The organism is Cellulomonas olei, from assembly GCF_039548315.1.
GTDB lineage: Bacteria > Actinomycetota > Actinomycetes > Actinomycetales > Cellulomonadaceae > Cellulomonas.
The window spans coordinates 117,336-139,894 of the sequence record NZ_JBCLVN010000009.1; the positions used below are offsets into that span (position 1 = coordinate 117,336).

Annotated in this window: 21 protein-coding genes; 10 read left to right on the top strand and 11 right to left on the bottom strand. The window is 74.3% G+C overall.

What is annotated here, in order from left to right; all coding sequences use genetic code 11:
- Window positions 1-15 precede the first annotated feature (15 nt).
- The 3 genes from AAHH18_RS05240 to AAHH18_RS05250 all read right to left on the bottom strand — a co-directional run bounded on the left by AAHH18_RS05240 (window position 16) and on the right by AAHH18_RS05250 (window position 2,569).
- Window positions 16-774 (bottom strand): SDR family oxidoreductase, encoded by a 759-nt coding sequence (locus AAHH18_RS05240; RefSeq protein WP_343300830.1) that lies wholly within the window; start codon window positions 772-774, stop codon window positions 16-18.
- 94 nt (window positions 775-868) lie between these two features.
- Entirely contained in the window at window positions 869-1,804 is a 936-nt protein-coding gene (gene sigJ / locus AAHH18_RS05245) for an RNA polymerase sigma factor SigJ (RefSeq protein ID WP_343300831.1), read from the bottom strand.
- Between the two features lie 30 nt (window positions 1,805-1,834).
- Window positions 1,835-2,569 (bottom strand): SDR family oxidoreductase, encoded by a 735-nt coding sequence (locus tag AAHH18_RS05250; protein ID WP_283320744.1) that lies wholly within the window; start codon window positions 2,567-2,569, stop codon window positions 1,835-1,837.
- A gap of 403 nt (window positions 2,570-2,972) precedes the next feature.
- Between AAHH18_RS05250 and AAHH18_RS05255 the strand changes: the two genes are divergently transcribed.
- From AAHH18_RS05255 to AAHH18_RS05265, 3 genes are read left to right on the top strand one after another with little or no spacing between them, the layout of a single operon-like run.
- Window positions 2,973-3,344: a YbjQ family protein gene (locus AAHH18_RS05255; protein ID WP_222171989.1), complete on the top strand. Its 372-nt coding sequence runs from the start codon at window positions 2,973-2,975 to the stop codon at window positions 3,342-3,344.
- 51 nt (window positions 3,345-3,395) lie between these two features.
- A complete protein-coding gene (locus tag AAHH18_RS05260) occupies window positions 3,396-4,226 on the top strand; it encodes an SAM-dependent methyltransferase (RefSeq protein ID WP_343300832.1) in 831 nt (276 codons plus the stop codon).
- Window positions 4,223-4,423, top strand: a complete 201-nt coding sequence (locus tag AAHH18_RS05265) for a type II toxin-antitoxin system PemK/MazF family toxin (RefSeq protein WP_343300833.1) — start codon at window positions 4,223-4,225, stop codon at window positions 4,421-4,423. Before AAHH18_RS05260 ends, AAHH18_RS05265 begins: the two co-directional genes overlap by 4 nt.
- A gap of 11 nt (window positions 4,424-4,434) precedes the next feature.
- On the opposite strand, the gene AAHH18_RS05270 is transcribed toward AAHH18_RS05265, so the two are convergent.
- From AAHH18_RS05270 to AAHH18_RS05280, 3 genes are all read right to left on the bottom strand, one after another.
- Window positions 4,435-5,241: a coenzyme F420-0:L-glutamate ligase gene (locus tag AAHH18_RS05270; protein ID WP_343300834.1), complete on the bottom strand. Its 807-nt coding sequence runs from the start codon at window positions 5,239-5,241 to the stop codon at window positions 4,435-4,437.
- Between the two features lie 2 nt (window positions 5,242-5,243).
- A complete protein-coding gene (locus tag AAHH18_RS05275) occupies window positions 5,244-6,215 on the bottom strand; it encodes a TIGR03557 family F420-dependent LLM class oxidoreductase (RefSeq protein WP_459349090.1) in 972 nt (323 codons plus the stop codon).
- Between the two features lie 164 nt (window positions 6,216-6,379).
- A complete protein-coding gene (locus AAHH18_RS05280) occupies window positions 6,380-7,228 on the bottom strand; it encodes a LysR family transcriptional regulator (protein ID WP_283320750.1) in 849 nt (282 codons plus the stop codon).
- A 190-nt stretch (window positions 7,229-7,418) separates the two neighbouring features.
- Between AAHH18_RS05280 and AAHH18_RS05285 the strand changes: the two genes are divergently transcribed.
- From AAHH18_RS05285 to AAHH18_RS05315, 7 genes are all read left to right on the top strand, one after another.
- Window positions 7,419-8,870 carry an MFS transporter gene (locus tag AAHH18_RS05285; protein WP_343300835.1) on the top strand — a complete coding sequence of 484 codons (1,452 nt, stop codon included), beginning with the start codon at window positions 7,419-7,421 and terminating at the stop codon, window positions 8,868-8,870.
- Window positions 8,871-9,053: 183 nt separating this feature from the next.
- Window positions 9,054-11,759 (top strand): valine--tRNA ligase, encoded by a 2,706-nt coding sequence (gene valS, locus AAHH18_RS05290; protein ID WP_283320752.1) that lies wholly within the window; start codon window positions 9,054-9,056, stop codon window positions 11,757-11,759.
- Window positions 11,760-11,914: 155 nt separating this feature from the next.
- Window positions 11,915-12,730: a transporter substrate-binding domain-containing protein gene (locus AAHH18_RS05295; RefSeq protein WP_343300836.1), complete on the top strand. Its 816-nt coding sequence runs from the start codon at window positions 11,915-11,917 to the stop codon at window positions 12,728-12,730.
- 1 nt (window position 12,731) lies between these two features.
- Complete coding sequence (locus tag AAHH18_RS05300; protein ID WP_343300837.1) at window positions 12,732-13,574, top strand: amino acid ABC transporter permease; 843 nt, start codon at window positions 12,732-12,734, stop codon at window positions 13,572-13,574.
- Window positions 13,571-14,344 (top strand): amino acid ABC transporter ATP-binding protein, encoded by a 774-nt coding sequence (locus AAHH18_RS05305; RefSeq protein ID WP_343300838.1) that lies wholly within the window; start codon window positions 13,571-13,573, stop codon window positions 14,342-14,344. Before AAHH18_RS05300 ends, AAHH18_RS05305 begins: the two co-directional genes overlap by 4 nt.
- Window positions 14,345-14,463: 119 nt before the next feature.
- Window positions 14,464-16,275, top strand: a complete 1,812-nt coding sequence (locus tag AAHH18_RS05310; RefSeq protein ID WP_283320756.1) for an AMP-dependent synthetase/ligase — start codon at window positions 14,464-14,466, stop codon at window positions 16,273-16,275.
- A gap of 130 nt (window positions 16,276-16,405) precedes the next feature.
- Window positions 16,406-17,671: a TM2 domain-containing protein gene (locus tag AAHH18_RS05315; RefSeq protein ID WP_343300839.1), complete on the top strand. Its 1,266-nt coding sequence runs from the start codon at window positions 16,406-16,408 to the stop codon at window positions 17,669-17,671.
- A gap of 52 nt (window positions 17,672-17,723) precedes the next feature.
- On the opposite strand, the gene AAHH18_RS05320 is transcribed toward AAHH18_RS05315, so the two are convergent.
- From AAHH18_RS05320 to AAHH18_RS05340, 5 genes are all read right to left on the bottom strand, one after another.
- Window positions 17,724-18,926, bottom strand: a complete 1,203-nt coding sequence (locus AAHH18_RS05320; RefSeq protein WP_343300840.1) for a baeRF2 domain-containing protein — start codon at window positions 18,924-18,926, stop codon at window positions 17,724-17,726.
- A 168-nt stretch (window positions 18,927-19,094) separates the two neighbouring features.
- Window positions 19,095-19,430, bottom strand: a complete 336-nt coding sequence (locus tag AAHH18_RS05325) for a chorismate mutase (RefSeq protein ID WP_283320759.1) — start codon at window positions 19,428-19,430, stop codon at window positions 19,095-19,097.
- A gap of 31 nt (window positions 19,431-19,461) precedes the next feature.
- Window positions 19,462-20,748 (bottom strand): ATP-dependent Clp protease ATP-binding subunit ClpX, encoded by a 1,287-nt coding sequence (clpX, locus tag AAHH18_RS05330; RefSeq protein WP_283320760.1) that lies wholly within the window; start codon window positions 20,746-20,748, stop codon window positions 19,462-19,464.
- Between the two features lie 269 nt (window positions 20,749-21,017).
- Window positions 21,018-21,722, bottom strand: a complete 705-nt coding sequence (locus AAHH18_RS05335; RefSeq protein WP_283320761.1) for an ATP-dependent Clp protease proteolytic subunit — start codon at window positions 21,720-21,722, stop codon at window positions 21,018-21,020.
- 40 nt (window positions 21,723-21,762) lie between these two features.
- Complete coding sequence (locus AAHH18_RS05340; RefSeq protein ID WP_222171979.1) at window positions 21,763-22,383, bottom strand: ATP-dependent Clp protease proteolytic subunit; 621 nt, start codon at window positions 22,381-22,383, stop codon at window positions 21,763-21,765.
- Between the last annotated feature and the right edge of the window lie 176 nt (window positions 22,384-22,559).

The window sequence follows — 22,559 nt, forward strand, 5'->3', positions numbered from 1 at the left end:
GGTGCGGGCGCGGGCTCAGCCGGTCCGCGCCTCCGAGCCCAACCAGTCGTCGAACGACAGCCGGCCCCGCACCGCGTCCGGTCCGCCGCGCAGCGCGCCCGACGCCAGCCCCGCGCCGTACCCGCCGGGCAGCCGCACCTCGAGCACCCGGCGCCGGACCCCGTCGTGCGCGGAGAGCCGGCGGATCATCGCCGCCAGCGTGTCGTCCGAGGGCCCCACCAGGTCCGGCGCCCGTCCGGCCGGCGCCCCCTCGGCCACGCGCACCAGGTGCTCGGCGACCTCGGCCGCGGCGACCGGCCGGGTCAGCGTGCGCGGCGCGAGCGTGACGGGCCCGATCGACGCCTGGCCGACGACCTGCCCGGCGAACTCGTGGAACTGGGCGGCCCGCAGGATCGTGTGCGGCACGGCGCCGCCGGCGACCAGCCGCTCCTGGGCGAGCTTGCCCGCGTAGTACGCCGCGTCGATCCGGTCGATGCCGACGATCGACAGCGCGACGTGGTGCGGCACCCCGACGCGCCGCTCGGCGGCCAGCAGGCGGCGGCTGGTCGCCGTGAAGAACGCGACCGACCCCCGGGCCGACAGCGTCGTGGTGCTGAGCACGTCCACCACGACGTCCGCCCCGGCGAGCACCGCGTCCGCCGCCCGGTCCGGCACCGCCACCAGGTCGACGCCCGCGGCCCGGCTCACCACGACGACGTCGTGCCCCCGCTCGCCGGCGACCCGCACCACGTGCCGTCCGACCGTCCCGGTCCCGCCGCACACGGCGATCCTCATCTGCCCCTCCTCGTGCTCGCGCGCGCGACGGGTGCCGCGCCCCGCCGTGTCGACGACGCGGCCACCGCGGATGTGAGGCCGGGGCGCGGTCCGCTCACGCGGGCGCCCACCGGGTGAGCTTGCGCGGGTCGACGACGAGCCACAGCCGGGTGACCCGCCCCGCGTCCACGGCGAAGGTCACGATGCCGAACAGCTGCTCGCCCAGCCGCATCGCGTAGCCGAGGCCGTCGGCGGTCCGCCGCTCCTCGAACCGCAGCGCCGGCTGCTTCGCGAGCACGCCCAGCAGGAACCGCGCCACGTTGTCCTGCCCGCGCACGGCGTTCGGCGCGGCCTGCACCACCCCGCCCCCGTCGGCCCGCAGCTCCACGTCCGGCGCGAGAACCCGCAGCAGCCGGCCCAGGTCGCCTCCGACGCTCGCGTCGAGGAACGCCCGGACGACCCGGTCGTGCTCGCCGACGCCGACCCGCGCCCGGCGGCCCTCGCGCACGTGCCGGCGGGCGGACGTCGCGAGCTGGCGCGTCGCGGCCGGTGACCGCCCGACGACCTCGGCGATCTCGTCGAACGGGAGGCCGAAGACGTCGTGCAGCACGAACGCCACGCGTTCCGCCGGCGTCATCGCCTCCAGCAGGGTGAGCAGGGCCGTGCTGACCGACTCGTCGAGCGTGACCCGGTCCAGCGGGTCGGCCGCGGGACCGCCCCCGAGCGTGGTGACGGGGGCGGTCCCGGCGAACAGGTCGGCCGGCACCGGCTCGGGCAGCCACTGCCCGACGTGGGTCTCGCGGCGCACCCGGGCGGACCCGAGGTGGTCGAGGGCGACGCGGCTCGCGACCCGGGTCAGCCACGCCGCGGGCACCCGGACCGCCGCGCGCTCCGCCGGGTCGAGCCGGTACCACCGCAGGTACGTCTCCTGCACGACGTCCTCGGCGTCGCTCAGGGTCCCGGTCATGCGGTACGCGAGCGACAGCAGGCGCCGGCGCTCGGCGGAGACGTCGTCGAGCGCCTCGCTCGCGGTCGGGTCCTGCTCGGTCACCTGGGCTCCTCGGGTCGGCGGCGACTGGCGTCAGTGTGCCGCGGGGACGTCCGCGTCCGCGTACCGCACGGCGCCGACGCGGTGCTCACCGTGCGGCACCAGCGCGTCGGGTGCGCCGTCGGCGTCGACGGTGACGACCTCGCGGGGGTCCCCGGCGGCCGCGAGCGCCCCGCGGATCAGCTCGTCCAGGTGGTACCGCACCGGACCGGCGATCTCGACCTCGCCGAGGTCGTCCGACGTCGCCGCCTCGGCCAGCAGCGCTACCACCTCGTCCAGGTCGACGGGCTGGACGAGCGAGTGCGGCGCGCGCACCACGCCGTCGACGGTGTGCTGGTCGGCGAGCACCGGGACGTAGCTCTGGAACTGCGTGGCCCGCACGATCGTCCAGGGCAGGGCGCCGGCCCGCAGCGTCTGCTCCTGCGCGACCTTGCCGACGTAGTAGCCGTTCGAGGACGCCGTCCCCGACCCGACGCCGACGATCGACAGCAGCACGTGCCGCCGCACGCCCGCCCGGGCACCGGCCTCGTCCAGCCGCCGGGTCGACGTCGTGAAGAACGCCCGGGCGCCCTCCGCGTCGAACCGGCCGGTGTTCAGGACGTTCACGATGACGTCGACACCCGCCAGCGCCTCGTCGAGCCCCGCTCCGGTGAGGACGTCGACACCGTCCGCGGGCTCTCCCACGACGACCTCGTCACCACGTGCCACCAGGAGCTCGCCGAGCCTCGACCCGACCCTGCCACGACCACCGGCGATGAAGACCTTCACGTTGCTGCTCCTCCCGTGGGCGCACGGTTGCTGCCCTCGGACGTCCTGACGACGCAGCCCCGCGCCGTGTGAGGTCGCCGCGCCGCGGGGCGATCGGATCCGTACGTGCGCACGCGCCGCGCCCCGGGCGATCGGATCCGTACGTGCGCACGCGCCGCGCCCCGGGCGATCGGATCCGTACGTGCGCACGCGCCGCGCCCCGGGCGATCGGATCCGTACGTGCGCACGCGCCGCGCCCCGGGCGATCGGATCCGTACGTGCGCACGCGCCGCGCCCCGGGCGATCGGATCCGTTCGCGCGAACACGCCGAGCGTGTCGGTGCGACCGGATCCGAACGTGCGGAGGGACTGCTCCCCGTGCGGCGGTCCGAGCGGCGCGCGGCGCGGGCTGGCACCATCGGCGCATGATCGTGGTGACGAGCAACGAGATCCCCGGCTACCGCATCCAGGCCGTGCTGGGCGAGGTCATGGGCCTGACGGTCCGGTCGACGAACATCGGCCAGAGCTTCACGGCCGGGTTCCGGTCGATCGGCGGCGGGGAGATCCCCGAGTTCACGAAGATCATGTACGACAGCCGCCACGAGGTGATGCGCCGCATGACGGAGGAGGCGGCGCAGCGCGGCGCGAACGCGATCGTCGCCATGCGGTTCGACACCGACTCCATCGGGCAGTTCTCCGAGGTGTGCGCCTACGGCACCGCGGTGATCGCCGAGCCGATCCCGGCCGGCGAGCCGGGCGCGACCGGCCAGTCCGCGCAGATCGCCGCGCAGGGCTGACCGGCCCGAATCCCGTGGCGCGGTCGGCGCCGGGTCCGCCACGCTGACCCGGTGCCGACCGACCTCGCCGCCGCGACCGCCCGCCCGGAGCCGTTCGCCCCGGGTGACGGCCCGTTCTGGGACGACCCGTACATCGCGACGCAGCTGCTCGCCGCCCACCTGGACCCGACGCACGACGCCGCGAGCCGCCGCCCCGCGGAGCTCGACCGCACCGTCGCGCACCTCACCGCGCTCGGGATCGCCGTCCCGGGGGCGCGGGTGCTGGACCTGGGGTGCGGGCCGGGGCTGGTCGCGCAGCGCCTGGCCGCGCTCGGGTGCCGGGTGACCGGCGTCGACCTGAGCCCGGGATCGGTGGCCCACGCGCGCCGCGAGGCCGGGGCGGCGGGCCTGGACATCGAGTACCGGCGGCAGGACTTCCGGACCCTCGACGAGCCGGGCCGGTTCGACCTCGTGCTCCAGGCGTACGGCGAGCTCTCGACGTTCCCCGACGACGTCCGGGACGACGTGCTGCGCCGCGCCCGCGCCGCGCTGGCCCCCGGCGGGGCCCTGGTGCTCGACGTCTCCACCCCCGCGCAGGCGGGCTCCGGCCCGCAGGACGAGTGGGCGGTCGCCGACGGCGGCCTGTGGCGTCCCGGCCGCCACCTGGTGCTCGCGCGCACGCACCGGTACCCGGGCGACGTGCGGTGCCGGCAGTACACCGTCGTGACCGGGGCGGACGACGTCACGACGTACCGCATGTGGTTCCACGACTACGTCCCGCGGACGTTCACCCCGGTGCTCGCCGACGCCGGGCTGCGGGTCGACGCGCACTGGGCGTCGCTGTCCGGCGACCCCTGGCACGCGGACGCGGAGTGGCTGGCGGTGCTCGCGCGGCGGGCGTGACGACGGCGCCGGTCCTCGACGTCCAGGTCCTGGTCCGGCCCGATCGGCGCACCGGCCCGACCGTCGAGTCCACGGCACAGGCCGAGCAGCTCCGGGCGGTCGACGTCTCACGCCTCGGCGAACGCCTGGGGTCGCTCGACGCCGAGACCGCGGCCGCCCTCGACGACGCGCTGCTGATCCACCTCGCGCTCGCCTGACGCCGCGCCCGTCAGCGCTCCGTCGCGTCCTTCCAGCCGCGGGCGTAGGCCTCGGCGGCTCCCTCGGCGAACATGTCGTCCGGCCCGACCCGCACGAGCGCCCGCGCACCCGGCCCGTCCTCGTCCGTGACCGCGTGGGCCATCCCCCGCACGACCGCGACCGGCCGGCCGGTGGCCTTGCCCTTGACGAGCTCGGCGGCCGCGGCGATCTCGTCCGCGAGCGCCGCGACGCTGACCTGCAGGGTGCGGCCGTGCGTGTCGGTGGTGCCGCGCAGGTCCTCCAGCACGCGCACGCCGGCGGCGCCGATCGCGATGTCGGTCTGCCCCTGCCGCCACGGCCGCCCGGCGGTGTCGGTCACGAGCACGCCCAGCCGCACGCCGAACCGCTCCGTCAGCGCGGACCGCAGCGCGCGGGCGGTGGCGTCGGGGTCCTCCGGGAGCAGCAGCACCGTGCCCTCGTCGGTGTTGGACGCGTCGACGCCGGCCGCCGCCATGACGAGGCCGAGCCGGTTCTCCACGATGCGCGTGACGCCGCCGGGGTGCTCGCGGGTCGCGACGACGCGCACCGTCTCGGCGGTGATCGCCGCCTCGCGGTCGGCGGCCCGCACGACGCGACCCTCGGCCTTCGACACGATCTTGCTGGTCACGACCACGACGTCGCCGTCCGCGAGCGCCGTCGCGGGCCGGGCGGCCGCGTCCCCCGCGAGCGCGTCGCCCAGCAGCGTCGCCAGGTCGTCGCCGGGACGCACCTCACCGATCCCGGGCACGGCCCAGGCGGTGAGGACGTCCGCGGCGGACGACCGGGCGTCGTCGGGCACGGTCAGCGCACCAGCTTCGGGAGCACGTCGCGCCCGAACACGTCGATCCACTCGCGCTGGTTGCGGCCCACGTTGTGCAGGTAGACGCGGTCGAAGCCGAGGTCGACGTACTTCTGGATCTCCGCGCGGTGGACGTCGGGGTCGGCCGAGATGACCATGCGGCCCTCGAAGTCCTCGGGGCGCACCAGCTTGGCCATCTGCGCGAAGTCGAACGGCGAGCGGATGTCGCCCTTCGGGAACTTCATGCCGCCGTTCGGCCACTCGACCATGGCGTTCTCCATGGCCTGCTCGTCGGTCTCCGCCCACGACAGATGGAGCTGGAGCACCTTCGGCAGGTCCTCGGGGTTCCGGCCGGACTCGCGCACGCCCTCGTCGAACTTGCCGAACAGCCCGCTGATCTTCTCCAGCGGCGCGCCGACCGTGATCAGCCCGTCCGCGTGGCGGCCCGCCCGTTTGGCGGTGACGGGCCCGGCGGTCGCGACGAGGATCTCCGGCGGGACCTCCGGCATCGTCCACAGGCGCGTCGACTCGAGCTTGTAGAACTGCCCGGCGTGCTTGACGTCCTTGCCCGCCAGCGACGCCGAGAACAGCTTCTTGATGATGTCGATGGCCTCGAACATCCGGTTGATGCGCTCGGGCGCCTCCGGCCAGTACTGCGCCGTGATGTGCTCGTTCAGCGCCTCGCCGGACCCCAGACCCAGCCAGTGCCGCCCCGGGTACATCGCCGCGAGCGTCGCCGACGCCTGGGCCACCATCGCGGGGTGCCACCGGAACGTCGGGGCGGTGACGCCCGGACCCATGTCGCCCGTCGTGCGCTCACCGAGCGCGGCCAGCACGTTCCAGACGAACGCGGACTGCCCCTGCTGCGGGACCCACGGCTGGAAGTGGTCGGCCGCCATCGTCCCGAGGAACCCCTGGGACTCGGCGTACGCGGACAGCTCCACGGCCTCCGTCGGATGGAACTGCTCCAGCATCGCCGCGTACCCCACCTGCAGGCCGTCGGCCACCACACCCTGTGCCACGAACGCTCTCCCTCGTGCCGGTCCGCCCGCGCTGCCGCGGGTCCTCGTCGAGCCTAACCAGCGTCGATGACGGCAGTATTTCCGGCGACCCGGCGCGGCCTGCGCGGCCGGCGTCGTCAGCGCGGTGCGTGCCCGAGGATCGCCGACGTGAGGGCCTCGATCGGCTCCCGCGGCGACCGGGGGTTCGCGACGAGCGTGATGTCGACGTCGCCGAGATCCGGCAGGCCGAGCGCCGCCGCCGGGAGCTGCACCAGGTCCTCCGGCAGCAGGCTCTGCGGCAGCACCGCGATGCCGAGCCCCGCGCGCAGCGCCGCCAGCACGCCGTTGACCTCGACGACCTTGCACGTGGTCCGCCAGGGCCGCCCCGCCTCGGTGAGCGCCCGGACGGCGGCCTGCCGGGTGAGCGAGGCGCCCTGGTAGGTGATGAGCGGCACGGGGGCGTCCGCCTCGACAGCCGTGCCGGGGACCGCCACCCACACCAGGCGGTCCCGGCGCACGAGCTGCCCCTCGGAGTGCCCGCTCGCCTCCTTGATGTAGACGAGGTCGAGCTGGCCCGCGTGCAGCCGGCGGTGCAGGGTGCCGCTCTGCGCCACGGTGAGCTCGAGGTTGATGCGCGGGTGCAGGCGCCGGAAGTCGCGCAGCACGCGCGGGAGCTGGGCGAGCGCGAGGTCGTCGGCCGCGCCGAACCGCAGCCGGCCGTGCATCGCCGACCCCGTGAAGTACCGCGTGGCCTCGTCGTGCGCCGCGAGGATCGTCCGGGCGAACGTCGCCATCGCCTGGCCGTCGTCGGTCAGCTGCACGCCGCGGGTGTCGCGGTCGAGCAGCCGCCGGCCCGCGGCGTCCTCGAGCTTGCGGACGTGCTGGCTGACCGTGGGCTGCGACAGGGACAGCCGGGCCGCGGCGCGCGTGAAGTTCAACGTCTCGGAAACGGCGAGGAAAGTGCGGAGCTGGTCGGGGTCAAACACGGCTGCCCTCCGGGTCCGGGACGGCGCCGCTGACCTGCGGCGCCACCACCACATCATCACAGAACGTGATCACAGTCATTCCCGTCATCACCTCTGAAAATCGCTCGCCGCGACGTAGTCTGGAGGCACCCCGACGCGTCCGCAACGCTTCCGCACCCACACCTCCGCACCACCTGAGCTAGGAACACCTGTGCCTTCGGCCCGCCGCCCGTCCTCGTCCCCGACCCGCACCCGCCGCCCCTCCCGCAGCGCCCGCACCGCCCGCGCGCCGCAGGCCGACCGCTCCGCCGCCGGCCGCCTGCGCCGGACGCTGCACCGGCCCCGCATCGCGCTGCACCGCCGGCCCGCGCCGGCCGCCGCCGCCGGCCCGCGCCCCCGCAACGCCACGCTCGCCGCGCTCGGCGTCCGGAACTTCCGGCTCTACGTCTCCTCGCAGGTGCTCACCAACACCTGCGGCTGGGCGGCGCGCGTGGCGCAGGACTGGCTCGTGCTGACGCTCACCGGCTCGGCCGCCCTGGTGGGGCTGACGGTGACGCTGCAGTTCGTCCCGATGCTGCTGCTCGGCCTGGTCGGCGGGGTCGTCGCCGACCGCTACCCCCGGCGCCGCGTGCTCATGGTCACCCAGTCGGTGTTCGGCCTGTCCACGCTGGCCGTCGGCGTGCTCGCGCTGTCCGGTCACGTCCAGGCGTGGCACGTCCTGGTCGCGGCGTTCGTCAGCGGGCTCGCCACGGTGTTCGACAACCCCGCGCGCCAGGCGTTCGTGCACGAGGTCGCGGGCCCGCAGCACCTGCGGCAGGCGATCAGCGTCAACTCCGCGGTCTTCCAGCTCGGCGGGCTGGTCGGCCCGGCGGTCGCCGGCGGGCTCATCAGCGCGGTCGGCGAGGGCTGGACGTTCCTGCTCAACGCCGTCGCGTGCCTCGTGGCCGTCGCACTGCTCGCCGTGATGCGGACCTCCGAGCTCACCGCCGCCCCGGTCGTCGCGCGCGCCAAGGGTCAGCTCCGCGAGGGCCTGGCGTACGTCCGCCGGACGCCGCGCATCCTGTGGTCGGTCGTGCTCGTCGGTTTCGTCGCCGTCACCGGCGTCAACATGGCGACCGTGCTCGCCGCGTACACCGACCAGGTGTTCCACACCGACGCCGGCGGCTACGCGCTGCTGACGTCGATGCTCGCGGTCGGCGCGCTGACCGGTGCCCTGCTGTCCACCCGTCGCCGGGGCAGCCGCATCACCCACCTGGTCGTCCTCGCGGGGGTCGTCGGCGTGCTGCAGCTGCTCGCGGCCGCCGCGCCGAGCCGGCCGGTGTTCGTCGCCGTGCTCATCGCCATGGGCGTCGCCACGCTGCTGTACCTCACGGGCTCGAACACCCTGGTGCAGACGACGGTCGCCCCCCACGTCCGCGGTCGCGTCATGGCGCTGTACGTCCTGGTGCTGCTCGGCGCGCAGGCCGTGTCCGGGACGCTCATCGGCTGGGTGTGCGAGCACCTCGGCGCGCGGGCCGGCATGGTCGCGTGCGGCGTCGGGCCGCTGCTCGGCGCGGTCGTCGTCGGCCTGGCCCTGGCCCGGCGCAGCGAGGGCGGCACCCGCGCGACGTTCCACCGCTTCACCCACCGCCCGACCCCCACCGCGACCCCCACCGCCGCCTGACCCCCGCCCCGCGACGCGGCCCGCTCCTCGCGCCTCGCGCCGCCCGAGGTCGTCAGCTCGGGCCGAGGTCGTCACCCCGAGCTGACGACCTCGGCCCGACCTGACGACCTCGCCGCGCCCCGCCCCACGACCCGCGGCGCCCGCGGTCGGGTGGGGCGTCCGGATCTGGGAAGATGGGTGACCATGACCGATCTGTCCCCCGCCTCGCCCGCCGCCGACCCCACGACGACCGCCGCCGCGGCCGTACGCGCGGTCCGCGAGGTACCGGACCGGGTGTCGCTCGACGGCGTCGAGGCCCGCTGGGACGGCGCCTGGACGGAGCAGGGCACGTACGCGTTCGACCGATCGGCGACGCGCGAGCAGGTGTACTCGATCGACACCCCGCCGCCGACGGTCTCCGGCTCCCTGCACGTCGGCCACGTCTTCTCGTACACGCACACCGACGTCGTCGCGCGGTTCCGCCGGATGCGGGGCGCCGAGGTGTTCTACCCGATGGGCTGGGACGACAACGGCCTGCCCACCGAGCGCCGCGTGCAGAACTACTTCGGCGTGCGCTGCGACCCGTCGCTGCCGTACGACCCGGACTTCGAGCCGCCGCACGTCGGCGGTGAGGGCAAGAGCGTCAAGGCCGCCGACCAGGTGCCGGTGAGCCGCCGCAACTTCGTCGAGCTGTGCGAGCGCCTGACCGTCGAGGACGAGCAGCAGTTCGAGGCGCTGTGGCGCCGGCTGGGCCTGTCCGTCGACTGGGGCATGACGTACCAGACCATCAGCGCCGAGGCCCGCGCGGTCGCGCAGCAGGCGTTCCTGCGGAACCTGTCGCGCGGCGAGGCGTACCAGGCGGAGGCCCCCGGCCTGTGGGACGTGACGTTCCAGACCGCGGTCGCGCAGGCCGAGCTGGAGGCCCGCCCGTACCCGGGCGCGTTCCACCGGGTGGCGTTCCACCGCGCCGGCGCCGAGCCGGTGCACATCGAGACCACCCGCCCCGAGCTCCTCCCGGCGTGCGTGGCGCTGATCGCCCACCCGGACGACGAGCGCTACCAGCACCTGTTCGGCACGACGGTGACCAGCCCGCTGTTCGGCGTCGAGGTGCCCGTGCTGGCGCACCCGGCCGCCGAGCCCGACAAGGGCGCCGGCATCGCGATGTGCTGCACGTTCGGCGACCTGACCGACGTGCAGTGGTGGCGCGAGCTCCAGCTGCCGACGCGCTCCGTCATCGGCCGCGACGGCCGGCTGCTGCGCGAGGTCCCGGAGTGGGTGACGTCCGACGAGGGCCGCGCCCGTTACGAGGAGATCGCCGGCAGGACGACGTTCTCGGCGCGCGAGGCCGTCGTGGCCGGGCTGCGCGAGACGGGCGACCTGGACGGCGAGCCGCAGAAGACCGACCGCATGGCGAACTTCTTCGAGAAGGGCGACAAGCCCCTCGAGATCGTCACGTCGCGCCAGTGGTACATCCGCAACGGCGGCCGCGACGAGTCGCTGCGCGCCGAGCTGCTGCAGCGCGGTCAGGAGCTCGGGTTCCACCCGGACTTCATGCGCGTGCGGTACGAGAACTGGGTCGGCGGCCTCAACGGCGACTGGCTGATCTCGCGCCAGCGGTTCTTCGGCGTGCCGTTCCCCGTCTGGTACGCGCTGGACGCGGACGGCGAGCCGGACCACGACCACCCGCTGCTGCCGTCCGAGGACCAGCTCCCCGTCGACCCGTCCTCGGACGTCCCCGCCGGCTACACGGCGGAGCAGCGGGGCGTGCCGGGCGGCTTCGTCGGCGACCCGGACATCATGGACACGTGGGCGACGTCGTCGCTGACCCCGCAGATCGCGGGCGGCTGGCGCTCCGACCCCGACCTGTTCGCGCGCGTGTTCCCGATGGACCTGCGCCCGCAGGGCCAGGACATCATCCGGACCTGGCTGTTCTCGACCGTGGTCCGCTCGCACCTGGAGCACGGCTCGCTGCCGTGGGCGGACGCGGCGATCAGCGGCTGGATCCTCGACCCCGACCGCAAGAAGATGTCGAAGTCCAAGGGCAACGTCGTCACCCCGATGGGCCTGCTCGAGGAGCACGGCTCCGACGCGGTCCGCTACTGGGCGGCGAGCGCACGCCTGGGCACGGACGCGGCGTTCGAGGTCGGCCAGATGAAGATCGGCCGCCGCCTGGCCATCAAGGTGCTGAACGCGTCGAAGTTCGCGCTGTCGTTCGGCCCGGCCGAGCAGGGCGCGTCCGCGCTCGACGCCTCCCTGGTGACCGACCCGCTGGACCGCGCGATGCTCGCGGGGCTGGCGGACGTGGTGGACCGGGCGACGGCCGCGCTGGAGGCGTACGACCACACGCGCGCGCTGGAGCTCACGGAGACGTTCTTCTGGACGTTCTGCGACGACTACCTGGAGCTCGTCAAGGACCGCGCGTACGGCGCGGGCGCCGGCGCGGCGGACGTCACGCCGGAGACGGCGTCGGCGCGTGCTGCGCTGAGCCTGGCGCTCGACGTGATGCTGCGGCTGTTCGCCCCGGTGCTGCCGTTCGCGACCGAGGAGGTCTGGTCGTGGTGGCGGGAGGGCTCGGTGCACCGCGCGCCGTGGCCGGTCGCGGAGCCGCTGCGCGCCGCGGCGGGCGACGGCGACCCGGCGGTCGTGGGCGCGGCCGGTGCCGCGCTGGCGGCGCTGCGCAAGGTGAAGTCCGAGGCGAAGGTCTCGATGCGCACGGAGATCCTGCGGGCGCGCCTCGAGGTCCCGGCCTCGCTGCTGCCGGGCGTCCAGGTGGCGCTCGCGGACGTCCGCGCCGCCGGCCGCGTGACCGGCCCGCTCGACGTGGCCGAGGTCCCGGACTCCCCCGACGCGGCGGTCGTCGCCCGGGACGCCGAGCTCCTGCCGCCGGAGCCGAAGCAGCCCACGGCCTGAGCACCCTCGGGCACCGCCGGGGCGGCCTGCGCGCTCGCCCCGGCGGCGCCCGGGCCCCCCGGGTGGGACTCTGGTCCCGGGACGACGCGTTGTGCATACGTATCGTCTGCGACGTATAGTCTTGCGGCCGGTTTTCCACACGAGGAGTAGTTCCGATGCGCACCCGTCATCTCGCCGCCCTGCCCGCCGCCGTCGCCGCGGCCCTCCTGCTCGCCGCGTGCGGCGGCGGGGACCCCGAGGGCTCCGGCGACGCCACCGCGGGCGGTGTCGACCTGGTGCAGGCCGGGACGCTGACCGTCTGCACCAACCCGCCGTTCGAGCCGTTCGAGTTCGAGGAGGACGGCACGGTCGTCGGCCTCGACATGGACATCGTCGGCGAGGTCGCCAAGGACCTGGGCGTCACGCTGACCCCGCGCGTGTCCCCGTTCGAGGGCATCCAGTCCGGCGCCGACCTCAACAGCGGCAACTGCGACGTCGTCGCCTCCGGCATCACGATCACCGACGAGCGCAAGGCGAAGTTCGACTTCTCGGAGCCGTACTTCGACGCCGACCAGGGCCTGCTGGTCCCGGAGGGCTCGGACCTCAGCACCGTCGAGGACCTCGAGGGCAAGCAGATCGCCGTCCAGCAGGCCACGACCGGCGAGGCCTGGGTGACCGACAACAAGCTCACCCCGATCCAGTTCCAGGACCTCGGGCTGCAGATCCAGGCGCTCAAGACCGGCCAGGTCGACGCCGCCGTCAACGACATCGCCGTGCTCGGCCCGTTCGTGTCCGAGGGCCTCGAGGTCGCGGCGACGTTCCCGACCGGCGAGCAGTACGGCATCGGCGTGAAGAAGGGCAACACGGCCCTGCTCGACGCCGTGAACGCCACGCTCGACCGCATCCGCGAGGACGGCACGTACGACGCGATCTACACCGACCGGATCGGCGTCGCGCCGTCGGGCGACGCGTCGGCCTCCGCGGACAGCTGAGGTGACGACCACGCCCGCACCGGTGCCGGGGCAGATCTCCTCGCCCCGGCGCCGGTGGAGCCCGCGCCGCCGCGCCCGCGTGGTGCGCGGCGTCCAGTACGCCGTGGCCGTGGCCGTCCTGGCCGCCGTGGCGCTGGCGATCGACTGGTCGGCCGTCGGGGACAACTTCTTCAACTGGGAGACCGTCCGGCAGATCGCCCCGACGATCCCGCAGGCGTTCCTCAACACGGTGCAGTACACCCTGGCGGGGTTCGCGGTGGGCCTGTCGCTCGGGACGGCCCTCGCGCTCATGCGCCTGTCCTCCGTGCGGGTCTACCGCTGGGTCGCGACCGCCTACATCGAGTTCTTCCGCGGCATCCCGGCGCTGCTCGTCGTCATCTCGTTCGGGTACGCGGTCCCGCTGGCGTTCGGCATCCAGCTCGGGTCGGTGACCCTCAAGGCCGCGCTGGCGCTCGGCATGGTCTCGGCGGCGTACATCGCCGAGACGCTGCGCGCCGGCCTGCAGGCGGTGCCGCGCGGGCAGGTCGAGGCGGCGCGGTCGCTCGGCATGTCGCACGGGCGGACCCTGCGCAGCGTCGTCGTGCCGCAGGCGTTCCGCATCGTGCTGCCGCCGATGACGAACGAGTTCATCCTGCTGACGAAGGACACCTCGCTGGTGTTCCTGCTCGGCCTGGCGACGGACCAGTTCGACCTCACGCGCATCGGGCAGAACGCCCTCAACACCGCCCAGGGCGGGCTCACGCCGCTGTTCCTCATCGGCGCCTGCTACCTGCTCATCACCCTGCCGCTCGGGCAGCTCGCCCGGTACCTGGAGAAGCGCACCGGCGCGAGGAGCCGCACATGACCACCGACTCCCCCGTCGTCCGGATCGCCGGGCTGCACAAGTCCTTCGGCGACCGCGAGGTGCTCACCGGCATCGACCTGGACGTGCACGCCGGCGAGGTGGTGTGCGTCATCGGCCCGTCGGGGTCCGGCAAGTCGACGCTGCTGCGCTGCGTGAACCTGCTGGAGCAGCCGACGGCCGGCCGCATCGACGTGCTGGGCGTCGACGTCACCGACCCGGACGTCGACATCGACCGGGTGCGCACCCACGTCGGCATGGTGTTCCAGCAGTTCAACCTGTTCAGCCACAAGACCGTGCTGGAGAACTGCACGATGGCGCAGCGGCAGGTGCTCCGGCGCTCCGCGGCCGAGGCCGAGCGCATCGCCCGGGCGAACCTCGAGCGGGTCGGGCTCGGCGACCGCGCCGACGCCCACCCCGCGCAGCTCTCGGGCGGGCAGCAGCAGCGCGTGGCGCTCGCCCGGGCGCTGTCCATGGACCCGCAGCTCATGCTGTTCGACGAGCCCACGTCCGCGCTGGACCCGGAGCTCGTCGGCGACGTGCTGGCGGTCATGCGCGACCTCGCCGACGGCGGCATGACGATGATGGTCGTCACGCACGAGATGGCGTTCGCCCGCGAGGTCGGCGACCGGGTCGTGTTCATGGACGGCGGGGTCGTCGTCGAGCAGGGCCCGGCGGACCAGGTCATCGGCGCCCCCACGGAGCCGCGGACGCAGGCGTTCCTGCAGCGGGTGCTCGACCCGACGCACGCCGGCGGCTCCGGCCCGGCCTGACGACCCGCGGGCCGGTGGGTGCCGGGGCCGGCGGTGGCGCCGCTAGCATGGCGGACCGGCCGGACGTCGCGGTGGACCGTGGCGACCTCGTGGCCCCCACCCGTCGACCAGGAGCACCGATGCGCGAGTTCAGCGCCGACACCCCCGTCCCGCACGACCCCGCCCTGAACGTCCCGGGGCTGCTGCTGCGGCGCCTCGAGCGCGGGGCGTCGAGCGTCGTCATCGAGCGGTCGACCGGGCTGGGCGGGTCCTGGGCGCCGGTGACCGTCGCGGAGTTCGTCTCGGAGGTCACGGCGCTCGCCAAGGGCCTGGTGGCGCGCGGGCTCGAGCCCGGGGACCGCGTGGCGATCATGTCGCGCACCCGCTACGAGTGGACCCTCACGGACTTCGCCGTGTGGTTCGCGGGCGGCGTGGGCGTGCCGGTGTACGAGACGTCGTCCGCGGAGCAGGTCGAGTGGATCCTGTCGAACTCCGGGGCGTCGCTCGCCGTCGTCGAGACCGCCGCGCACGCCGCCGTGGTCGCGCAGGTGCGGGACGCCGTGCCGGGCCTGCGGGACGTGTCCGTCATCGACGAGGGCGGCCTCGCCCAGCTCGTCGCGGGCGGGTCCGACGTGGCCGACGCGGAGATCGAGCGGCGACGCTCCCTGGCCGCCGCGGACGACCTCGCGACGATCATCTACACCTCCGGCACCACCGGCCGCCCGAAGGGCGTCGAGCTGTCGCACGGCAACTTCGTCGACAACGCGCGCAACGGCGTGGCCGCGCTCGCCGAGGTCTGCGCCACCCCGGGCTCGCGCACCCTGCTGTTCATGCCGCTGGCGCACGTGTTCGCGCGATTCATCCAGATGGTCGCGATCGAGGCGGGCTCCCCGCTCGGCCACACGCCGGACACCCGGAACCTGCTCGCCGACTTCGCGTCGTTCCGGCCGACGTACATCCTCGCGGTGCCGCGGGTGTTCGAGAAGGTCTACAACTCCGCGGAGCAGAAGGCCGGCCACGGGTTCCGGCTCAAGATGTTCCGCTGGGCGGCGAAGGTCTCCATCACCTACTCGCGCGCGCTCGACACGCCGGCCGGCCCGTCCGCGCAGCTCCGCGCGGCCCACACCGTGGCGACGGCGCTCGTGCTGCGCAAGCTCAAGGACGCCATGGGCGGCGCGCTGCGGTACGCCATCTCGGGCGGCGCGCCGCTCGGCGAGCGCCTCGGCCACTACTTCCGCGGGCTCGGCCTCGTGGTGCTCGAGGGCTACGGGCTCACCGAGACGACGGCGCCCTCCAGCGTGAACCGGCCCGGGCTCATCAAGATCGGCACCGTCGGCCCCGCGTACCCCGGCACGTCGCTGCGCGTCGACGACGAGGGCAACGTGTACGCCAAGGGCCCGCACGTGTTCCGCGGCTACCACGACAACGCCGAGGCCACCGCGGAGGTGCTGCGGGACGGCTGGTTCGCCACCGGTGACATCGGCACGCTCGACGACGACGGCTACCTGCGGCTCACCGGGCGGGCCAAGGAGCTCATCGTCACCGCGGGCGGCAAGAACGTCGCGCCCGCGGTGCTGGAGGACCGGTTCCGCGGCCACCCCCTCGTCAGCCAGGTCGTCGTGGTCGGGGACGGCCGCCCCTTCATCGGCGCCCTCGTCACCCTGGACGCCGACATGCTGCCCGGCTGGCTGTCCATGCACGGCCTGCCCCCGATGGACGTGCGCGCCGCCGCCCGGCACCCGCAGGTGCTCGCCGCCCTGGACCGCGCCGCCGCCCGGGCCAACGAGGCCGTGTCACGCGCGGAGTCCATCCGGAAGGTGCGCGTGCTCGACGGCGACTTCACCGAGGCCAACGGCTACCTCACGCCGTCGCTCAAGGTGAAGCGCGCCCTCGTGCTGAAGGACTTCGCCGCGGACGTCGAGGAGCTGTACGTCGACACCCGCGAGAAGTGACGCGCGCGGGACGCCGTTCACCCGTTCGCGCGGTGCTTCACCCCCGGACCGGCCGACGGGGGTCACAGCCAGCCCCTAGCCTCGGCCCGCGGGCGACTCCCGCGACCCGACGACATCCCGGAGCACCGCCATGTCCCTGACGCCTCCCGAGCCGGCACCGTCCCAGCCGCCCGCCCCGCCGTCGCCGACGAGCGCGTGGACGCCCGGGCCGGCACCGGAGGCTCCGGGCGCGGCGTGGACGACCGGGGCGGGCGCACCGGCCGGGCCGGGTGACGCGGGCCCGCAGGGGTACCCGTACCCGGGCCCGCAGGGGTACCCGTCCGGCCCGGCGTACCCGCCCGCCCCCGGGTACCCCGGGGGCGCCCCGTGGCCCGGCGCGGCCGAGCCGGAGTCGGACAAGTCGTTCGTCGCCACCTGGCTGCTCGCGCTGCTGCTCGGTTCCCTCGGCGTGGACCGGTTCTACCTCGGCAAGGTCGGCACCGGCATCGCGAAGCTCCTCACGGTGGGCGGCCTCGGCGTCTGGTCGCTGGTCGACCTCGTCCTGGTGCTGACCGGGGTGCAGCGCGACCGGCAGGGCCGGCGGCTCGCGGGCTACCAGCGCCACCGCGTGACGGCGTGGGTCGTCACGGGCATCTGGGTGGTGCTGTCCGGCGTCGGCGGGATCGTGGCCGGCACGCTCGCGGCGTCCGCCGCCCAGGAGGCCGTCGAGCAGGCCGCCGCGCAGGCCGCCGACGACCTGGCGCAGGACCTGGCCGCCGAGCAGCAGGCGGCCGAGGAGGCGGCGCAGGACGCCCTGGACGACGCCGAGCAGCCGGCCTCCGCGGACGGCGCCCCGGTCGTCGACGTGATGGGCTGGGCCCTGGAGGGCTACGGCACCTACGTCCCCGTGCAGCAGTCGGGCACCGGCGACGCCTCGATCACGCTGCCGGACGGCGTGTTCTACGGCGCGGTGCAGGTGACCTACGACGGCCCGGGCGACTTCCGGCTGTCCGTGGTCGACGTGGACGGCAGCGAGGCCGAGCTGCTCGTCGAGATCACCGGCCCGTACGCCGGCACGCTGCCGCTGGGGCTCACGGCGGCCACCGAGCCCGAGGCGCTCCAGGTCACCGCGGGCGGCCCGTGGTCGCTCACCATCTCCCCGGTCGGGCAGTCGGCCGCCCTGCCGGCGTCCGGCCACGGCGACGGCGTGTTCCTGTACGACGGCCCGGGTGGCGACGTGGCGCTCAGCCACGCCGGCACCTCCGGGTTCCTGGTGTTCGAGCAGGCCGGTGAGCAGTACGCCACCGCCCTGCTCGCCGACCAGGTCGGTGCCTGGTCCGGCACCGCGCCGCTGTCCGCCGGCCCGTCGGTCGTGGTGGTGCTCGCCGACGGCGACTGGACCGCCACGCTCCCCTGAGCAGCCGCGAGGGCGGCGTCCGACCCCTGCCGGACACCGCCCTCGCGTGCGGTCACACCACGCGGTGCAGCCGGCGCTGGTCCTCCGAGGACGTGGGCACGGCCTCGCTCGGCGTGGAGTCGTCGTTCCACCGCAGCACCGCGCCGACGCCGTCGACCAGCTCCACCTGGCCGTCGAGCGCGATCGTCAGGCCCGCGTCCTGCCCGAGCGCGGCACGCAGCAGCGCGACGTCCGCGGGCATGCGCCGGACGCCCGACGTCACGCCGATGCCCTCCAGGTCGGCCTCGCGCGACGCGATCTGCAGCGGCTCCGGGCCCACCCACAGGTGCCGGTCCGCCAGGGACGAGCCCGGCAGCGTGACGTCCTCGTGCAGCACGAGCTCCCGCACCTGACCGCGCTGCAGCACGGTCACGACGTCGTCCACGGAGGTGACGGCCGCTCCCCCGCGCCCGAGCTCCTCGCGGTACCGCGCCAGCGTCTCCTCCCGCCGCCGCTGCCGGAACGCCTCGAGGGCCTGCGCGACGCGCTGGTGGAACACCTCCTGCTTGACCCCGTCGGCGCGCGAGCCGCCCGGCACCTCCACGACGAGGTCACGCGTGCGCGGCGCGACGGCGTGGCACAGCAGCGACACCGCCCGCACGTCGCCGGTCACCAGCACGATCTCCGGCTTCTTCTCGACCACCTGGCGGTCCAGGTCGGCCGCGACGGTCTCGGCGTTGCGCTCCCAGGAGTCCTCGGCGCGCATCTGCACGCGCCGGCTCTTCCAGCCGTCGCCCGTCTCCTTGACCTTGCGCAGCTCGTCGTGGTCGCCCTCGACCGTCTCCTTCTGCGCCGACTTCAGGCCCGACCCGTCGGACCACGTGAGGTCCGCGCCCTGCCGGTCCACCTCGACGAGCAGGAACCGGGTCGCCTGGTCGGCGGCACGCACGGCCGGCAGCAGCACCGGCACGTCGTCGAGCACCGCCGTCGACTGCGCCGGCGACTCCTTGAGCACGCGGTCCACGACGACGCCCTCGGCGTCCGCGATCACCACGCGCCCGTGCGGCCCGGCGACCCCGGTCGGACGGGTCACCCGACCCTCGATGTCGTCGAGCACGGCGACGGCCGCACCCGAGCGCTCGAGCTCCTTGCGCAACGCCCGCCAGCGGCCCGCGACCTCCTCGTCACCGGACGCGTCCGCGCGGGTGGCGTCCAGGTGGACCGTCACGAACGGGGCGGGACGGCCGAGCAGGGGCTTGAGCCAGTGCAGTTCCACGAGCGACCTCCGAGGGTTCGGGTGGGTCGGTCCACCGGCGGGGCGCCTGCCGGGCCGCACCGGCCGACCGGTCCTGACCCCTCCCACCCTCTGACAGCCGGGCCGCTCGCGCCACCCCTCGGCGCACCCGCGTCCGCGCTGGTGCGTCCCGCGGGCCCGCAGGTCCGCTCAGACCGCGTCCGGCCCGGTCTGCCGTCCGTCGGGGCCGGCGGCGATCGCCTCGTGGTGGCGGATGACCTCCTCGACGATGAACGCGAGGAACTTCTCCGCGAACACCGGGTCGAGGTCGGCCTGGCGGGCGAGGTCCCGCAGCCGGGCGACCTGCTGCGCCTCGCGCCCCGGGTCGGACGCGGGCAGCCCGAGGCGGGCCTTGAGCACGCCGACCTGCTGCGTGGCCTTGAACCGCTCGGCGAGCAGGTGGATCAGCGCGGCGTCGATGTTGTCGATGCTGCCGCGCAGCCGCGCGAGCTCGGGGGGCGGGGTGCTGGAGGCCGGTGTCGTCACGCCCCCGATCGTAGGGGGCGCGCCGCCGGCCTCAGGCGCTCTTCTCGCGGGGCGTGCGCTTGGCCGGCGCCTGACGCGGCACCAGGGTGGGGTTGACGTTCTCCAGCACGACCTCGCGGTTCACCACGACGCGCTCGACGTCGTCGCGGCTCGGCACCTCGAACATCACCTGCTGGAGGACCTCCTCCATGATGGCGCGCAGGCCGCGGGCACCGGTGCCGCGCAGCAGCGCCTGGTCCGCGATGGCCCCGACGGCGTCGTCGGTGAACTCGAGCTGCACGCCGTCGATGTCGAACATCCGCTGGTACTGCTTCACCAGGGCGTTGCGCGGCTCGGTGAGGATCCGCACGAGCGCGTCCCGGTCGAGCGGCGAGACCGTCGTGATGACCGGGACGCGGCCGATGAACTCGGGGATCAGCCCGAACTTCAGCAGGTCCTCCGGCATGACGTCGCCGTACACGTCGCGGTCGTCCGCGGTGTGCAGCGGGGCGCCGAAGCCGATCCCGCGCCGCCCGGCGCGCGACGTGATGATCTCGTCCAGCCCCGCGAAGGCGCCCGCGACGATGAACAGCACGTTCGTCGTGTCGATCTGGATGAACTCCTGGTGCGGGTGCTTGCGGCCGCCCTGCGGCGGGACGGACGCCGTCGTGCCCTCGAGGATCTTCAGCAGCGCCTGCTGCACGCCCTCGCCGGACACGTCCCGCGTGATCGACGGGTTCTCGCTCTTGCGGGCGATCTTGTCGATCTCGTCGATGTAGATGATCCCGGTCTCGGCCTTCTTCACGTCGAAGTCGGCGGCCTGGATGAGCTTGAGCAGGATGTTCTCGACGTCCTCGCCGACGTAGCCCGCCTCGGTGAGGGCCGTGGCGTCCGCGATCGCGAACGGGACGTTGAGCATCCGGGCGAGCGTCTGCGCGAGGTACGTCTTGCCGCAGCCCGTCGGGCCGATCAGCAGGATGTTCGACTTCGCGATCTCGACGGAGTCCTCGGCCTGGCCGGTCCCCACCGTCGGGGTCGCCTCGCCGGCCTGGATCCGCTTGTAGTGGTTGTAGACGGCGACGGCCAGCGACCGCTTCGCGGCGTCCTGCCCCACGATGTACTGCTCGAGGAACGCGAAGATCTCCTTCGGCTTGGGGAGCTCCACCATGCCGATCTCGGTGGCCTCCGCCCGCTCCTCCTCCATGATCTCGTTGCAGAGCTCGATGCACTCGTCGCAGATGTAGACGCCCGGACCCGCGATGAGCTTCTTCACCTGCTTCTGCGACTTCCCGCAGAACGAGCACTTGAGAAGGTCCGCGCCGTCCCCGATGCGAGCCACGTGCGTCCCCTTCCCTCGGTTGCGACCGCTGCGGTCGCGTCGTCCTGCGTCTCGTCGTGCGTGGTGCGTCGTGCGCGCGGTGCGTGCGGCCCGCCGTCACGGCGCCGGCTGCGTCGCCGCCATCCGACCATTGCACACCACGGCGGGCGCGGTGTCTCCCCTGCGCGCATCCGGGTGTCGGGCGTGTCGCGCCGACGACCCCCGGGCGGGTGGCCCGCAGGCCCGCCCCGCCCCGGCTCAGCCGGGTGGGACGGGCCTGCGGGGACCGGTCACGGCTCGACGGTCGTGGCGGTGACGCCCTTGCGGCTGGCGAGCACCTGGTCGACGATCCCGTACTCGTGCGCCTGCGCGGCGGTGAGGATCTTGTCGCGCTCGATGTCCTGGCGGACCTTGTCCAGCGGCTGGCCGGTGTGGTGCGCGATGGTCTCCTCGAGCCACTCGCGCATCCGGATCAGCTCGTTCGCGTGGATCTCGATGTCGGACGCCTGGGCGTAGCCGCCGCCCTCCATCGCGGGCTGGTGGATCAGCACGCGGGCGTTCGGCAGCGCGAGCCGCTTGCCCGGCGTGCCGGCCGCCAGCAGCACGGCCGCCGCGGAGGCCGCCTGCCCGAGGCACACGGTCTGGATCTGCGGCTTGATGTACTGCATCGTGTCGTAGATCGCGGTCAGCGCGGTGAACGAGCCACCGGGCGAGTTGATGTACAGCGTGATGACGCCGTCCGGGTCCGTGGACTCCAGGACCAGGAGCTGGGCCATGATGTCGTCCGCGGAGGCGTCGTCCACCTGCACGCCGAGGAAGATGATGCGGTCCTCGAACAGCTTGGTGTACGGGTCCTGCCGCTTGAAGCCGTACGCGGTGCGCTCCTCGAACTGGGGCAGCACGTAGCGGGACGACGGCGCCAGGGCGGGCGCGGTGCCGCCCCAGCCGCCGGCGAGGCGCCCGGCGCGGGCGATGAACTGCGACTCGGTGCTCACGGGTTCTCCTTCTGCGGGGTCTGTCGGTCGGCGGGGCGCGTCAGGAGGCGGTGCCGCCGCCGCCGGTGACGGCGCCCGCGTGGGTCACGACCTTGTCGACGAACCCGTACTCGAGCGCCTCGGGGGCGGTGAACCAGCGGTCGCGGTCCGAGTCGGCGGTGATCTGCTCGACCGTCTTGCCGGTCTGCTCGGCGATCAGCTCGGCCAGCACGGTCTTCATGTGCAGGATGAGCTGGGCGTTGATGCGGACGTCCGTCGCGGTGCCCCCGATGCCGCCGGACGGCTGGTGCATCATCACGCGGGCGTGCGGGGTGGCGTAGCGCTTGCCCTTCGCGCCGGACGAGAGCAGGAACTGCCCCATCGACGCGGCCATGCCCATCGCGACCGTCGCCACGTCCGGCTGGATGTACTGCATGGTGTCGTAGATCGCCATGCCGGCCGTGATCGAGCCACCGGGCGAGTTGATGTACAGGAAGATGTCCTTCTCGGGGTCCTCCGCCGCGAGCAGCATCATCTGCGCGCAGATGGCGTTCGCGTTCTCGTCGCGGACCTCCGAGCCGAGCCAGATGATCCGCTCCTTGAGGAGCCGGTTGTAGATGGAGTCGTTGAGGCCGAGTCCCCCGGACTCGGCCCGGGCGATCGCCGGCGTCTGGTCGTTCACGAAGGCTCCCTCGTCAGGCTTGGTGTGCTTGCGCCGACCCTAACGCCCGCCCAGGTGCCCGTTCGTCCCGCTGACGCCCCGTTTCGCTGTCGGCGCACCCGTCGGGCGGAGGGCGCGAGGTCGTCAGCTCGAGCCGAGGTCGTCAGGTCGGCGTGACGACCTCGGCCGGACGTGAC

Bases quoted from the DNA above. Each gene is read 5' to 3' on its own strand.
- valS (WP_283320752.1), top strand. From the start codon at position 9,054: ATGACCGATCTGTCCCCCGCCTCGCCCGCCGCCGACCCCACGACGACC.
- AAHH18_RS05275 (WP_459349090.1), bottom strand. From the start codon at position 6,215: ATGCTGGAGCAGTTCCATCCGACGGAGGCCGTGGAGCTGTCCGCGTAC.
- AAHH18_RS05310 (WP_283320756.1), top strand. From the start codon at position 14,464: ATGCGCGAGTTCAGCGCCGACACCCCCGTCCCGCACGACCCCGCCCTG.
- AAHH18_RS05240 (WP_343300830.1), bottom strand. From the start codon at position 774: ATGAGGATCGCCGTGTGCGGCGGGACCGGGACGGTCGGACGGCACGTG.
- AAHH18_RS05255 (WP_222171989.1), top strand. From the start codon at position 2,973: ATGATCGTGGTGACGAGCAACGAGATCCCCGGCTACCGCATCCAGGCC.
- AAHH18_RS05315 (WP_343300839.1), top strand. From the start codon at position 16,406: ATGTCCCTGACGCCTCCCGAGCCGGCACCGTCCCAGCCGCCCGCCCCG.
- AAHH18_RS05295 (WP_343300836.1), top strand. From the start codon at position 11,915: ATGCGCACCCGTCATCTCGCCGCCCTGCCCGCCGCCGTCGCCGCGGCC.
- AAHH18_RS05305 (WP_343300838.1), top strand. From the start codon at position 13,571: ATGACCACCGACTCCCCCGTCGTCCGGATCGCCGGGCTGCACAAGTCC.